At 51.7% G+C, this 15,321-nt stretch carries 9 protein-coding genes; all 9 read left to right on the top strand.

What is annotated here, in order from left to right:
• The first annotated feature begins 1 nt into the window (after position 1).
• The 9 genes from cyoB to recD all read left to right on the top strand — a co-directional run bounded on the left by cyoB (position 2) and on the right by recD (position 15,160).
• Positions 2-2,005 (top strand): cytochrome o ubiquinol oxidase subunit I, encoded by a 2,004-nt coding sequence (gene cyoB, locus H8K26_RS15735; RefSeq protein WP_190480795.1) that lies wholly within the window; start codon positions 2-4, stop codon positions 2,003-2,005.
• Positions 1,998-2,633, top strand: coding sequence for a cytochrome o ubiquinol oxidase subunit III (gene cyoC, locus H8K26_RS15730; protein ID WP_190480794.1), 636 nt, complete (start codon positions 1,998-2,000; stop codon positions 2,631-2,633). Before cyoB ends, cyoC begins: the two co-directional genes overlap by 8 nt.
• A complete protein-coding gene (gene cyoD / locus H8K26_RS15725) occupies positions 2,630-3,088 on the top strand; it encodes a cytochrome o ubiquinol oxidase subunit IV (protein WP_190480793.1) in 459 nt (152 codons plus the stop codon). The genes cyoC and cyoD overlap by 4 nt, the downstream gene beginning before the upstream one ends.
• Positions 3,085-3,939: an SURF1 family protein gene (locus H8K26_RS15720; protein WP_190480792.1), complete on the top strand. Its 855-nt coding sequence runs from the start codon at positions 3,085-3,087 to the stop codon at positions 3,937-3,939. The genes cyoD and H8K26_RS15720 overlap by 4 nt, the downstream gene beginning before the upstream one ends.
• The gene (locus H8K26_RS15715) at positions 3,923-5,233 is read left to right on the top strand and encodes an ATP-binding protein (protein WP_190480791.1); all 1,311 of its coding nucleotides are present in this window, start codon (positions 3,923-3,925) and stop codon (positions 5,231-5,233) included. Before H8K26_RS15720 ends, H8K26_RS15715 begins: the two co-directional genes overlap by 17 nt.
• A 13-nt stretch (positions 5,234-5,246) precedes the next feature.
• Positions 5,247-5,783 carry a response regulator transcription factor gene (locus H8K26_RS15710; protein WP_186898185.1) on the top strand — a complete coding sequence of 179 codons (537 nt, stop codon included), beginning with the start codon at positions 5,247-5,249 and terminating at the stop codon, positions 5,781-5,783.
• A gap of 280 nt (positions 5,784-6,063) precedes the next feature.
• Positions 6,064-9,510, top strand: coding sequence for an exodeoxyribonuclease V subunit gamma (gene recC, locus H8K26_RS15705; protein ID WP_190480790.1), 3,447 nt, complete (start codon positions 6,064-6,066; stop codon positions 9,508-9,510).
• Positions 9,507-13,208, top strand: a complete 3,702-nt coding sequence (gene recB, locus H8K26_RS15700; RefSeq protein WP_190480789.1) for an exodeoxyribonuclease V subunit beta — start codon at positions 9,507-9,509, stop codon at positions 13,206-13,208. The genes recC and recB overlap by 4 nt, the downstream gene beginning before the upstream one ends.
• Positions 13,205-15,160 carry an exodeoxyribonuclease V subunit alpha gene (gene recD, locus H8K26_RS15695; protein ID WP_190480788.1) on the top strand — a complete coding sequence of 652 codons (1,956 nt, stop codon included), beginning with the start codon at positions 13,205-13,207 and terminating at the stop codon, positions 15,158-15,160. Before recB ends, recD begins: the two co-directional genes overlap by 4 nt.
• Positions 15,161-15,321: the final 161 nt, after the last annotated feature.

The raw sequence follows: 15,321 nt of genomic DNA, 5'->3' as shown, positions 1-15,321 counted from the left end.
GATGTTAGACCAAATTGATTTGACTAAGCTGATATTCGGCCGTCTCAGCTGGGAAGCGATTCCTTTGCATGAGCCGATTCTTCTTGCTACCTTCGCTGGTGTCGCTTTCGGTGGCCTGGCATTGCTGGGCGCATTGACTTACTTCCGCGTCTGGGGAACCTTGTGGCGTGAATGGCTGACAAGTATTGATCATAAGCGTATCGGTATCATGTACATGATCCTCGGTCTGATCATGCTGTTGCGTGGTTTTGCTGATGCGCTGATGATGCGTGCCCAGCAGGCGATGGCATTCGGTGACTCGGCTGGCTTTTTGCCACCGCACCACTATGATCAGGTGTTCACCGCGCATGGCGTGATCATGATTTTCTTCGTGGCGATGCCTTTCGTTACCGGGTTGATGAACTACGTTGTACCGCTGCAAATCGGTGCCCGTGACGTTGCTTTTCCTTTCCTGAATAACTTCAGCTTCTGGATGACAACTTTCGGTGCATTGCTGGTGATGGCATCCTTATTCGTCGGTGAGTTTGCGCGTACCGGCTGGCTTGCTTATCCGCCGCTGTCGGGTATTTTAGGTAGTCCGGATGTCGGGGTGGATTACTACATCTGGTCGTTACAGATTGCCGGTGTCGGCACCTTGCTCTCCGGTGTGAACCTGATTGTGACTATCGTCAAGATGCGTGCTCCTGGCATGACGATGATGAAGATGCCTGTGTTCACCTGGACTGCGTTGTGCACTAACGTGCTGATCGTTGCTGCCTTCCCGGTGTTGACTGCGGTGTTGGCAATGTTGTCGCTGGATCGTGTTTTCGGTACCAATTTCTTCACGAACGACATGGGCGGCAATTCCATGATGTACGTGAATCTGATCTGGATCTGGGGTCATCCTGAAGTTTACATCCTGATTCTGCCTTGCTTCGGTGTGTATTCCGAAATCGTCTCGACTTTCTGTTCCAAGCGTCTGTTTGGCTACACATCGATGGTGTACGCAACGGTCGTGATCACGATCTTGTCTTATCTGGTCTGGTTGCACCACTTCTTCACGATGGGTTCCGGTGCGAGTGTCAACTCGTTCTTCGGTATCACCACGATGATTATCTCGATTCCAACCGGTGCGAAGATGTTTAACTGGTTGTTTACGATGTATCGCGGACGTATCCGTTTTGAAGTGCCGATGTTATGGACCATGGGTTTCATGGTGACATTTGTGATCGGTGGTATGACAGGAGTATTGCTGGCAGTTCCACCTGCTGACTTTGTTCTGCACAACAGTCTGTTCCTGATTGCTCACTTCCATAATGTGATTATCGGTGGCGTCGTGTTCGGCGTGTTTGCGGCGATTAACTACTGGTTCCCTAAAGCATTCGGCTATAAGCTCGACAGTTTCTGGGGTAAATGCTCATTCTGGTTCTGGACTATCGGTTTCTACTTCGCGTTCATGCCATTGTATGTATTAGGTCTGATGGGTGTGACACGTCGTCTGAGCCATTTTGAAGATCCGTCATTGCAGATCTGGTTCCAGATCGCTGCCGTTGGTGCGGTTCTGATCGCGATCGGTATTGCCTGTTTCGTTATTCAACTGGTGGTCAGTTATCTGCGTCGTGCGCAACTGCGCGATGTGACTGGTGATCCATGGGGTGGCCGTACTCTGGAGTGGGCAACATCGTCTCCGCCACCTGCATACAATTTCGCATTCACACCTCGCATCCATGACAACGATGCCTGGGTTGATATGAAAGCGAATAACTATGTTCGCCCGACTTCCGGATTCCTGGCTATTCACATGCCGAAAAATACGGCTGCTGGCATCATCATCGCTGGTCTCAGCGCGGCTTGTGGCTTTGCGCTGATCTGGCAAATGTGGCTGCTGGCAGGTCTGGGTTTTATCGTCATGATGGTCGCCATCATCATCCATACTTTTAATTACAACCGCGATTACTACATTCCTGCGGACGAAGTTGTCCGTACCGAAAATGAACGCACACGTTTGTTAGCTAGCCATGTCTGATAAATCTATTTCTACTCATGATGCGATGAGCCAGGCTTCTGGTTCGCGCTATTTCGTTCTCGAACATCATCCGGAAAACGGCACACTGCTTGGCTTCTGGCTGTATCTGATGAGCGATTGCCTGATTTTTGCGTGTTTGTTTGCCGCGTATGCCGTACTTGGTCGTAACTACGCAGGCGGCCCGACCGGTGCCGAATTGTTTGATCTGTCCTTGGTGGCAATTAACACGTCTTTACTGTTGCTGTCATCGATTACCTATGGTTTTGCGATGCTGGAAGCGCAGAAAAAACGTCTGAACAACACGCTGATCTGGCTGGTGGTCACTGGCCTGCTGGGTGCTTGTTTTATCGGCCTGGAATTATATGAGTTCATCCATCTGATTCATGAAGGTGCGGGTCCTCAACGCAGTGGCTTTTTGACTTCGTTTTTTGCTCTGGTGGCAACGCACGGTCTGCACGTAACTTTTGGTATCGTCTGGCTGGTCACTTTGCTGTTCCAATTAAAACGTCATGGTTTGACGACTGAAAACAATCGTCGCCTGATGTGCCTGTCCATGTTCTGGCATTTCCTGGATGTGATCTGGATCGGTGTATTTACCTTTGTCTACCTGATGGGAGTTTTGCCATGAGTGCACATCACGAACATACAACACATGATGCGGACCACGGTCATCATGGACATCACGCTCATGACGATCACGCAGATCATGGCAGCATGAAAACCTATGTCATCGGTTTTGTGCTGGCAGTCATTCTGACTGTCATTCCATTCTGGCTGGTAATGGGCAAAGTCTTCAGCAATTCCGGCACGACAGGTTTTGTCTTGCTGGCACTGGCTGCGGTGCAGGTGGTGGTGCACATGGTGTATTTCCTGCACATGAATGCACGTTCGGAAGGTGGCTGGAACATGCTGGCACTGGTGTTTACCGGCATGGTGGTGGTGATTCTGATGAGTGGCTCACTGTGGGTCATGTATCATCTGAATAACAATATGATGCCAGGCATGCAGCATGAAACAACACCTGAATCACTGAAACATACTGAAAATCCAAATGAAATGCACAACATGCGCAATATGCCATGAGTGATCTGAATGCCGGGGCGCAGTCCCCGGTTGCAGCAACAGATATCCCCCGTTCATTATTCGTAAGACATGCTCTTGCGATGTGCGCGGGGGTATTTTTTTTGTGCTTTGCTTTTCTCGGTACATGGCAGATCTATCGCTTGCAATGGAAACTCGATCTGATCGCCCGCGTTGGGCAACGGGTGCATGCAACTGCAATAGCCGCTCCTGATCAACAGCTTTGGTCGGGAGTGAATGCCGCGAACGACGAATACCGACATGTGCAGGTCAGTGGGCTGTTATTGTCTGAGCAGACCAGTTATGTGCAGGCATCCACCGTGCTCGGTAGCGGCTACTGGATGCTGACGCCGTTGCGTCAGACAGATGGTAGTGTTGTGCTGCTGAATCGGGGATTTGTTCCCGCTATGGATAAAGCGAAAGCCGCAACACATCAGGAACAGCGGCAGACCGTGAGTATCACAGGATTATTGCGTATGAGTGAGCCCGACGGTGGATTCTTACGTAAAAACGATGCGGCGGCTGACCGCTGGTATTCGCGTGACGTTGTTGCTATCGGTAAAAAACATAACTTGTCGCCGATTGCTCCTTATTTTATTGATGCTGATGCTACCGACAGTCAGCCGGATGCTGGCTACAAATCCCTGATGGCAAGTGAACATCAGGCACCGGTTGCCGGTTTAACCGTTATCTCATTTCATAACAATCACTTGGTCTATGCACTTACTTGGTATGCTCTCGCTTTGATGGTGGCGGGCGGATATTATCTGGTTATCCGCGAAGACCGCCGGCGTCTGAATAAGATGCAGCGTCATAGTGAAAATGGGAGACATCAGGATGTTCGGCAAGACTGAAAATTACCGGGATATCGTAGCCAGCATCGCCGAAGAATACGAGAGTTCAGCTGGCCACAAAAATATGTTGCAACTGATTCATCTGCGGTGGCTGGCCGTGTTTGGTCAGATTGCGACGATCGCGCTGGTTGTCGGCGGATTCGGCATACGTTTGCCGGTATTGTCGATGGCGTTTGTGCTGGCGGTGTTAATTGCTTTCAATATTGCCAGTCATCTGCGCTGGCACGAGGAAACGAAAGTATCCAACCGGGCATTATTTTTTGCACTGCTGGTCGATGTCGCTATTCTGACGGCGCAGCTGTATCTGAGCGGTGGTACCTCCAATCCCTTCATTTTTTTATATCTGTTGCAGGTCATACTCAGCGCCGTTTTGCTGGAAGTATGGTCAACCTGGTTGATCGTGGCGATCAGTGGTCTTTGCCTGCTCGGATTGTCGAAATTTTCTCACCCCTTACTTTTGCCCTCTGATAACAACGGCGGCATGCCAGAGCTATATATCGATGGCATGATCATTTGTTTTTTACTGAACGCTGGCTTGCTGGTGTTTTTTCTGACGCGCATCAGCGGCAATTTAAAAGTGCGTGATGTCCAGTTGGCAGATGCCCGCCAGAGATCCACCGAAGAAGAACACATAGTGAAAATGGGCTTGCTGGCATCTGGCGCGGCGCATGAACTGGGTACACCTTTAGCAACGATGTCCGTCATTCTGGGCGACTGGAGGAGGATGCCGGAATTCAGCAATAATCCTGATTTAATCGAAGACCTGAGTGAAATGCAAAGGCAGTTGCAACGCTGTAAAACGACACTCAGCAGTATTTTATTGTCCGCCGGAGAAGCGCGTGGCGAATCTTCTGTCAAAACGACGATCAATACCTTTCTCAAACAACTGGTCGAGGACTTTCGTACGACGCGTCCGGTACAGACATTCATCTTTGAAAATCAGATTCAGCAGGATGTTCCTGTCGTGTTTGATTCTGCTCTCAAGCAGATGATATGCAATGTGTTAGATAATGCGCTTGAAGCTTCACCTGCATGGCTTGCCCTGACAGTATCGAGAGACGCAGATGTGCTGGTCATCGTTGTGACCGATACAGGGCCGGGTTTTTTACCATCGATACTGGAAAATCTGGGGCAAGCTTATCAATCGACCAAAGGGCGTCCGGGCAGTGGTCTGGGTATTTACTTTGTGGTGAATGTTGTTCGTAAATTAGGCGGCTCTGTGATTGCCCGTAACCGGCAGGATGGTGGTGCCGTTGTCAAAATAGAGCTGCCACTGTCAGCGTTAATGCTATAAAAAAGGTTTGAATATGTCAGAAAGTCGTCTGTTGCTGATTGTCGAGGACGATACTGCATTCGCGCGTACCCTGTGTCGTTCGTTTGAGCGACGTGCTTATACCGTATTGCATGCAGAAAGTCTGGAAGCGGCAGAAGAAATACTCAAGTCACATTCTCCGCAGTTTGCGGTGGTTGACCTGAAATTAAACGGCAATGCTTCCGGGCTTGCCTGTGTACAGATGTTGCATCAGCAAGTGCCGTCCATGCAGATTGTGGTGCTGACCGGCTTTGCCAGCATTGCGACTGCGGTGGAAGCCGTGAAACTGGGCGCATGTCAGTATTTAGCGAAGCCATCGAATACCGATGATATCGAAGCCGCTTTCGGCCATGTCGCCGGTGTCACTGATCTGGAGCTGACGAATCGTCCGACCTCAATTAAAACGCTGGAGTGGGAACGCATACACGAAGTGCTGGTGGAATCCGAGTTCAATATCTCCGAAGCAGCGCGACGTCTGGGTATGCACAGGCGTACCCTGGCACGTAAGCTCAGTAAGCAGCGCGTGAAATGATATGCCTATGGCAGATCAGGTTATTTGTGAATCCGCGTTAAGGCAATTCCATTAACGTCTTTGTTCTGACCATCTGCGGCATGGTATTGCTGAGATTCCGTTCTCTGCCGAACATACGCACCAACAGTAAAATTTTAATATCTCCCTGAGTGACTTATGTAAAAATACCGGCACAGTTTCGTCTGTGCCGGTACGCTTGCATAGGTTCAGTTTTAAACAGCAGACAGTTGAGCCGGACATTCCTGTTTCTGCTATCTCATAACAGTTCTCGCCTATTTTTATGCCTTCAGTGATCAAGCCAGGGCTGATTATTTTGCACAGTAATCAGTTGGAGCAGTTGAGTGCGGCCGTATTTGAGTGGATACGACGCAACCCCTTGTCGCCGCTGGAAAAAGACATTTTCCTGGTGCAGTCAAATGGTGTGGCTGAGTGGCTCAAAATTTCGCTGGCAGAGAATTTCGATATCAGCGCGGCGAATCGTATCGAACTGCCCGGTCGTTTCTTGTGGACGATCTATCGTTCCATGCTCGGTAAAGCGGAGATACCGTCAACTTCGTCACTCGATAAAATGCCCCTGACCTGGCGGCTGATGCGCCTGATTCCGGCGCTGTTACAAGACAATGATTTTTCTCCGTTAAAGCATTTTCTGGCCGATGGCGATGCCGAACGGCGCTATCAACTGGTGTCCAGATTGGCAGATCTGATCGATTTATATCAGGTGTATCGGACTGACTGGTTACAGGACTGGAGTATGGGGTTGGATCAGTTGCGTCGCGCGAACGGCGAGCTCGTACCATTGCCGGCAGATCAGCGCTGGCAGGCCAAACTATGGCGAGCGATTCTGGCTGATTTACCTGAGGCTGAGCGTTTGCTGGGACGCGTGAATGTGCACCGGCGCTTTGTCGATGCGGCCTCCGGCGGTGTTGCGCCAGCCACACCATTGCCGCGCCGGGTCGTTTTATTCGGCGTCTCTGCGTTGCCGCGGCAGACACTGGAAGCATTATCTGCGTTGGCCCATCATACGCAAGTCATACTCGCCGTGCCCAATCCCTGTCAGTATTTCTGGGGCGATATTATTGAGGGGCGCGAGTTGTTCAAGGCGCAGTTCAAGCGGCAACAATTGCGAAATCAAACTGATTTATCCCTGATCCCGATTGAAGAATTACATGCACACGCGCATCCTTTGCTGGCTGGCTGGGGGCGTCTGGGGCGCGACTTTGTCCGCATGCTCGATGAGTTTGATCAGGCTGAATTGGCGCGCACAGGTTTTGCCGGTTTAAAAATTGATTTATTTTCAGAAGATGCAGGACACTCTTTGCTGACGCAAGTGCAGGCGGCGATACGCGATTTGCTGCCGTTAGCGGAACATCCCCGTTCGCCAGTTGCAGCGACGGATGCCTCGATTGAGTTTCATCTGGCGCATAGTGTTCAGAGGGAAGTTGAGATTCTGCATGATCGCCTGTTAGGGATTTTTGCAGAAGCGGGCAATACAATTCGTCCGCGTGATGTGGTGGTTATGGTGCCGGATATTGCACAGTTCACACCGTCAATACGCGCCGTGTTCGGCCAATATAAAAGGACGGATCAACGTTATATTCCGTATGAGATCGGTGACGTCTCTGACCGTAAAACGAATCCGGTGATGGTGGCACTCGACTGGTTATTACGCTTGCCGCAGCAGCGCTGTCAGCAGAATGAAGTTGTGGATTTGCTGGAAGTTCCCGCGATTGCAGCTCGCTTTGGTTTGGATGAAGAAGATTTACCGGTACTGAAGACCTGGATTAATGGTGCCGGAATCCGTTGGGGCTTAAATCAACAGCATAGGGACGGCTTGGGGCTGGGCGCGACTGGTGAGCAGAATTCCTGGATATTTGGCATTCGCCGTATGTTGCTTGGTTATGCGAATGGCGCTCAGCAGCACTATCACGACATAGAGCCATACGCTGAAGTTGGCGGGCTGTCATCTGCACTGGCGGGCTGTCTTGCCGAATTTGTCGAAGCGCTGATTGCATGGCAAAACAGACTTGCATTACCGCAGACACCGCTGGTCTGGGCCGAGCAGGCGCGGCAATTGCTGACTGATTTTTTTGCCGTATCCGGCGAGAACGACAGGGTGTTGCTCGCTCGACTGCATGAGTCACTCGACAAGTATCTGAATGCATGTGAGCAGGCGCATTTTGACGAAGCGATTCCGCTGGCGGTTTTCCGCGAACCATGGCTGGCATCGATAGACGAGGCAACGCTGAATCATCGCTTTATTTCTGGTGGTGTGACTTTCTGTACCTTCATGCCCATGCGCTCAATGCCGTTTCAACTGGTCTGTCTGTTGGGCATGAATGAAGGTGATTTCCCGCGCAGAACGAGTCAGGTTGATTTTGATTTGCTGGCCCTGCAAGGCATGGCGAGACCCGGTGACCGTTCGCGGCGTGACGATGACAGGTATCTGATGTTGGAGGCGATTCTGGCTGCACGATCCAGGCTGTATATCAGCTGGGTGGGGAAAAATATCCGCGACAATTCTGAGCAGCCGCCATCGGTGTTGGTATCGCAGTTGCGTGATTATCTGAATGCGGGCTGGGATATTGATTTGCAAGAGCACACCCATGAATATCCTATGCAGGCGTTCAGCCGCGCGTATTTTTTTGCAGGGCCGGACCGGCCGCTGACGTATGCACGGGAATGGGGGGCAGCGTATTTGCAAACGCCGCTGCAAACACAGCCACACACGCAGCCGCAAGCGCAACCGCTTGTCGTAGATCACATTATTCCTGTCATGGGAGATGATGCCGATCTGAGTCTGAAACTCAGAGAATTGAGTCGCTTCGTCCGTCAGCCCGTCGCCCATTTTTTTCAACAGCGCTTAGGAGTGCAATTTGCTGATGAAGAGCAAATGACCGGCACCGAGGAACCTTTTAATCTCGATGCTTTGCAAGAATATTTTTTGAATGACAGGCTGATCAATAGCGGTGATGTACCGGGCAATATCGCTGAGCTTGAAACAAAACTGACCGAAAAAGCGGCGCAGCTTTCACGTGAGGGGCTGTTGCCGGTAGGCTTTATGGGGCAGAAATGGCAGCGTCTGCTGGTGGCTGAAATGATGCCGGTGCAAACGGCGTGGCTGACATTATGTGAATTATTCCCCGATCCAGCGGCGAAGTTGCCGGTGCAGTTTCGCTATCAGAATATCAGTATCTCGGATTGGCTGGAAAACCTGCGTACTGATGATCAGCAAACCGTTTCCATCATGCAGATCGCCAGCAAAGTATGCAATACCAAGGGCGAATTACGTGCAGATAAAGTGATTGATATCTGGATCAGGCAATTAGTCGCCGCCAGCCTGAATTATCCTGTGACTTTTTATCTGGTCGCACGCGATGCCAGCCTGTGCATGCCGCCTTTGGCGCAGGCTGCCGCGACAGCAACACTGGAAACGCTGATTGCATTATGGCGCGCGGGTCTTGATGGCATTTTACCGGTCGCCTGTAAGACCGCGCTGGCGCTGATTGCTGGCGATAACCCACAACAAACCTATGATGGTGGCTATAACATGAGCGGCGAAGTTGAGAGTCCTTATCTGGCGCGGATGTGGTCTGATTTTTCTGCATTAAGCGCCGAGTCTGATTGGGAAAGCGTCGCCAGAACATTGTATGAGCCTTTATTTCAATGGGCGCGTGAGATTCAGGTAACGCCTCTGAGTGCGACGACAGAGACGGGAGAATCAGAATGAGCTATCTACTGCATCCATTAAGCTTTCCTTTACATGGCAGTCGCCTGATTGAGGCGAGCGCTGGAACCGGAAAAACCTGGACCATCGCCGCATTGTATTTGCGTCTGGTGCTGGGGCACCGTGGCGAGCATGCGTTTCAACGCGCTTTGCATCCCTCAGAAATTCTGGTGATGACGTTCACGCGCGCCGCAACCAGAGAATTGTCGGATCGCATACGGCAGCGACTGACGGAAGCTGCTGGCTACTTCAGGTCTGGTGAGGTGCCCGCGAATGATCATTTCATCAGCGAATTGATACAGGCTTATCCTACGCAGGAATTGCAACAACAGGCGGCGTATCGACTCAGTATGGCGGCGCAGGCTATGGATGAAGCGGCGATTTTTACGATCGATGCATGGTGTCAGCGTATGCTCAAAGAGCATGCGTTTGATAGTGCTTGTCTGTTCGATGAAGAGCTGATCGCCAGCGAGTCTTCCTTACTCGAAAATGCCGCGCTGGATTACTGGCGGCAGCAGGTGTATCCGCTCGATAGCAATGGATTTTCGCTGGTGACCTCGTTCTGGAATGATGCACCTGCACTTTCGGCAGCGGTGCTGAAGCTGGTGCCGTTTGCCGGTTTGCTCGGTGCGCGTATCACGCAGCCTTTATCCGTTTTTATTGCGCAGACATTGGCGGAACAGGAAAAAATTCTGGTTAATTTGAAGGCTGGTTGGGCAGAGAAAGCCGATCAGATGATGCAATGGTTTGCCGCGCAAAGAGAGGCGTCACCGAAACAATTCAGTGCGACCAAATTAAAACCCGCCTCGTTGGATAAGTGGCTGGCAGGTCTCAAAGTCTGGGCACAGACACCCTCGCAGCTATGGCCGGACGGCTTTGAAACTGCAGCAGAAAAGCTGACACCGGATGCCTTACTGAGCGCATGCAATAAAGGATATGAGCCGGATATTCCCGCCGTATTTAACGACATAGCACCGCTCGCTGCAAAGCTGCGGGAGATCGAACCGATGAAACATGCGCTGTATCGGCATGCCGTTTCTGTCATCGTTGCCCGTGCGGATTTGCTCAAGCGTAGCAGTCGCCAGTTTGGTTTTAACGATATGTTGCAACGCTTGCGTGCAGCAGTCAGCGGACCGAATGCGGCTGCACTGAATCTGCGTATCCGTCAGCAATATCCGGTGGCGATGGTCGATGAATTTCAGGATACATCGCCAGATCAGTATGCGATTTTTGACGCGATTTATCGCATTAACGAGAACGCGGCGACGCAGGGCTTGTTCCTGATCGGTGATCCTAAACAATCGATTTACGGTTTTCGCGGTGCTGATATACAAAGTTATCTGGCTGCCCGCGTAGCGACCACGGGCCGGCATTATCTGCTGGGCACCAACTTCCGTTCCACCCATGCGCTGGTGCATGCGGTGAATCATGTGTTTCTGCACGCGGAAACAAATGAAGACGCAGCGTTTGCCGCGGGTGCTTTCCGGTTCCGGCGTGCCGCAGTTGATCCTATGCCGTTTGAAGCGGTCGCCGCACATGGCCGGGCAGAAAAATTCGTCAATGCCGATGGTGAAGTCAAAGCGCTGAACCTGTGGGCGTCGGCGAATCCGGACATGAAAAAAGACGAGTACCTTTATTTTTTTGCGGAACACTGTGCCGAGCATATTGTGACGCAATTGAATAGCTCGCAAACCGGTTTTCAGAACGCGCAGGGATCGCAGCGATTTCAGCGATTGCAGGCGGCGGATATCGCGATTCTGGTGCGGGATAAATTTGAAGCCGAAGCGATCCGCAGCGCGCTGCAAAAGAGAAATGTCGCCAGCGTGTATTTGTCAGATAAAGACTCGGTACTCAATAGCGACGAGGCCAGAGATGTCTTGCGCTGGCTGCATGCATTCGCCAATCCGCTGGATGATACTATCGGTCGCGCTGCGTTTGCCACCAAAACAGCGAAACTCAGTATCGCGCAACTGGTCACGCTGGCGTCCGACGATGAGGCGTGGGAAACCTGTACCGGGCAATTAAAAGAACTACACTCTGTCTGGCAACGTCAGGGCGTACTCGCGGCGATCCGGCGTTTTATTCACATGCTGGAATTACCGGCAAAATTACTCAGCGAAGTCGGCGGCGAACGAAGTTTAACCAATATTCTGCATCTGGCTGAATTACTCGAAACGGCCAGCATGCAACTGGATGGCGAACAATCGCTGGTTCGCTGGCTGGCAGAGCAAATGGCGGACGATAGTCAGCACAGCGACGAACACATCTTGCGACTGGAGAGCGATGCAAAACTGGTCAAGGTGATTACGATACATAAATCCAAAGGCTTGCAATATCCGTTGGTCTATCTGCCATTTGCCGTGTCGACCCGGGTGACGACACGGATGAACCGCAGTTTCTTTGATTACGTCGATGAATCCGGTGAGCGGAAAATTGATTTTGCTTTGTCGCAGGCAGCGCTGGATGCGGTGAACCGCGCCAGAAAAGAAGAAGACATCCGCCTGTTTTATGTAGCTGTCACCCGCGCCGTGCATGCGCTGTGGCTGGGTGTTTCCTCGAATCAGGACAAAATACACGAGTCTGCGTTTGGCTATCTGCTGGCGGGGGAAACGACACTCAAGGCGGCTGCGCTGAACGATGCTCTGCATGACATGAGCGACAGTTGCGATGACATCGCTGTACTGAATGTAAAAGATTTACCCGGTGTGAGTTTCTACACGCGTCATGAGGCACAGCAAAGTCTGGTGGATATTCCTGAATACACGCAGGAATTTGAACGCGACTGGGCGGTTGGTAGTTTTACCTCGCTGACACGCGGTATGACGGCCACCGGCAATATGACCCGGGTGCAGGACAGCAAGCTGCTGGAAGACGATGACACCGCACCTGTATCGGCATCGGGCAACAGCGCCTGGCATCGTTTTCCGCGTGGTGCGATGCCGGGACAATTTTTACATGAGCAGCTCGAATGGATGGCGGGCGAGGGTTTTGATTTCATAGAGTCCGACAGCTTTGATACCAGACTGACTTCCCGTTGTCAGCGCGCAGGCTGGGATAATCATCTGGACGATATCATCGTCTGGCTAAGGCGCATCGTCACGACTCCCTTATTGCCAGCGAATGTCAGCCTGATCGGGCTATCGACGTTTTTGCCCGAGATGGAATTCTGGTTTCCGTGTGAGCGGGTGAATGCGCAGAAAATTGATTGCTTATGTCAGGAATTTTTTCTGGACGGCACACCGCGCGATGCCTTGGGTGAGCGCGAGTTGCATGGTTTGCTGATGGGCTTTGCCGATCTGGTGTTTGAATATGAAGGAAAGTACTGGGTGCTGGATTACAAGTCGAATGTCGTTGGTGTTGACGATCAGAGTTATCACAAAGCGGGTCTCGCCTCTGCCATGGCGGCGCATCGATATGATGTGCAGGGAGCGATCTATATGCTGGCCTTACACCGCTTGTTGCAGTTGCGTATCGGTGAGGCTTACGACCCTGACATCCATCTTGGCGGTGCGATTTTTTTCTTTATGCGCGGCGTTGCCAACGAAGAGACGCACGGCTGTTACTTGCTTGAGGCAGCCCCGGAATTTCTGGATAGACTCGATCAGCTGATGCGCGACGATGATTCGGCGGCAGGCGATATGTCTGCTGCTGGTAAATCTGACGGTGGTAAATTTGCTGACACAAAGGAAATCCCATCATGATGGTAGCGACACCGCCAGTGCTGGAACGGCTCAAACAATATGCAGAGCGTGGTCATGTCCGCCTTTTGTCTGTCGCCTTTGTGCGCTTCATGCACAGCCTTGGCATGCAGGATCAGCGGCAGATGCTGATCGTTGGCTTGTTATGTGAACTTGAAGCGCTTGGTCATAGTTGTATCAAACTCGAAGCCTTGGTGACTGATCCTTGTGCTTTGTTGGGATGGGATGTGTCGCTGTGGGAAACGCTGATCGCTGATATGGAATTGCCTGCCGACGTTGAAGGTTGGTTGCATGTACTCGGTGGTTCCGCACAAATTTATGCCGCTGACATAGAAAATCAGAACGACCAACAGCAACCGCTGGTGTTACACAGAGCCAGCCTGTATCTGCGTCGTTACTGGCGACATGAAATGGCGATTGCCTCTGCCGTCAGACAACGCGCATCTGCCTTGATGCCTGTCGATGTGGCAGCAGTGTCGCGCTGGCTGGATATCTTGTTCAACGCTTCCGACGAGATAGATTGGCAAAAGACCGCTTGTGCGATTGCTGTCCGCAGCCATTTTTCTGTCATTACTGGCGGGCCGGGGACGGGGAAAACCTACACCGTGGCACGGCTGCTGGCGTTGTTGTTTGCCTTGTCCGCACATCCTGAACGTTTGCGTATCGCACTGGCCGCACCGACCGGTAAAGCCGCAGCGCGCCTGAAGCAGGCAATTGATCATGCTTTGTCTGAACTCGCAGAAAAAATCGGTCCGGCGTTACCGCTGGCGGAATTGACCAACAGAATAGGTGCTGCGCGTACGCTGCATAGTTTGCTGGGCGCTCGCCCGGATACGCGGGCATTTCGGCATCATGCCGGGAATTTGCTCGATATTGACGTGCTGATCGTGGATGAGGCATCGATGGTGCATCTGGAAATGATGGCTTCACTGTTAGCGGCGCTGCCAGATTCCACCATGTTGATTTTGCTGGGTGATAAAGATCAGTTGGCATCAGTCGAGGCGGGGGCGGTGCTGGGTGATCTGTGCGATCGCGCCGAATCCGGAAATTACTCGCCTGCCACGGCGCGCTATATTGCGACTGCCTGCGGCAAAGAGATTCCGGCAGAGTTCATTGCCGATGGCAGCGTGATAGCACAGCAGACCGTGATGCTTAGAAAAAGCCGTAGGTTCAGCGGTGCCATCGGCGCGCTGGCACTGGCTGTGAACAGCGGGCAGACAGACCTTGCGATTGATTGTTTGCGCCGTGCGGATGAGCAAGTCCTTTTCTGGGCCGAATCTGCCCAGCAAAAAACGCTATTGCAAATGGCCTTGCATGGCAGGGCTGGTGCAGAAGGCGGTTATTCCACTTATCTGCAATTGTTGGCGCAAAGGCCGCAGGGCAGTGACGAAGCGCAGTTTCATCTATGGGTGATTGCTGTTCTGAAAGCATTCGAATCATTCCGTATTCTGTGCGCCGTCCGGGAAGGCGATTGGGGCGTCAGTGGTTTGAATCAGGCCATCGAGCGACACCTGCATCAACTGGGACACATCAACAGCCGTAATGAATGGTATAGCGGGCGTCCGGTGATGATTACGCGTAACGATTACGGTACCGGTGTTTTTAACGGCGACATCGGTATGACCTTGCCTGACTTCAGCAAAGACAAGGTACAAAGAGTTTATTTTCTGGATGGCGATAAATTGCGCCACGTGCTGACCTCACGTTTGCGCCATGTTGAAACCGCGTTCGCGATGACCGTGCATAAATCGCAAGGATCTGAATTTCAGCATACGGTGATGGTATTACCGGCCGAAGCGTCACCGGTGATTACCCGCGAGTTGATTTATACCGGTATTACCCGGGCAAAGCAGAATTTCAGCTTATTGACGCCCGCATCCACAGTACTGAGCCATGCAATCGGACGCCTGACGCTGCGGGCGAGTGGCTTGCAAGAAGAGTTAAATATTGTTTAATTGAAAATAAATTCAGAGTTGAATTGCAGATTAATCCTTTGGTTTCCGGCGAAGTCTTTTATAATCCCCCGCGTACCAGATAAGTCGCCCGGAGCGTGGACTGATGACTGATACCTTCGAAATTGATGTGCTCGTATCAACGTTGTGACATTCTTGGAGGT

The sequence above is a fragment of the Cognatundibacterium aquatile genome (genome assembly GCF_014699135.1).
GTDB lineage: Bacteria > Pseudomonadota > Gammaproteobacteria > Burkholderiales > Burkholderiaceae_D > Undibacterium > Undibacterium aquatile.
Note: the sequence above shows the minus strand (reverse complement) of the source record. Positions and strands in the feature narration are given on the sequence as shown.

Excerpts from the sequence above, each read along its gene's own strand:
- cyoB (WP_190480795.1), top strand. The coding sequence starts at position 2 with ATGTTAGACCAAATTGATTTGACTAAGCTGATATTCGGCCGTCTCAGC.
- cyoC (WP_190480794.1), top strand. The coding sequence starts at position 1,998 with ATGTCTGATAAATCTATTTCTACTCATGATGCGATGAGCCAGGCTTCT.
- cyoD (WP_190480793.1), top strand. The coding sequence starts at position 2,630 with ATGAGTGCACATCACGAACATACAACACATGATGCGGACCACGGTCAT.
- H8K26_RS15720 (WP_190480792.1), top strand. The coding sequence starts at position 3,085 with ATGAGTGATCTGAATGCCGGGGCGCAGTCCCCGGTTGCAGCAACAGAT.
- H8K26_RS15715 (WP_190480791.1), top strand. The coding sequence starts at position 3,923 with ATGTTCGGCAAGACTGAAAATTACCGGGATATCGTAGCCAGCATCGCC.
- H8K26_RS15710 (WP_186898185.1), top strand. The coding sequence starts at position 5,247 with ATGTCAGAAAGTCGTCTGTTGCTGATTGTCGAGGACGATACTGCATTC.
- recC (WP_190480790.1), top strand. The coding sequence starts at position 6,064 with ATGCCTTCAGTGATCAAGCCAGGGCTGATTATTTTGCACAGTAATCAG.
- recB (WP_190480789.1), top strand. The coding sequence starts at position 9,507 with ATGAGCTATCTACTGCATCCATTAAGCTTTCCTTTACATGGCAGTCGC.
- recD (WP_190480788.1), top strand. The coding sequence starts at position 13,205 with ATGATGGTAGCGACACCGCCAGTGCTGGAACGGCTCAAACAATATGCA.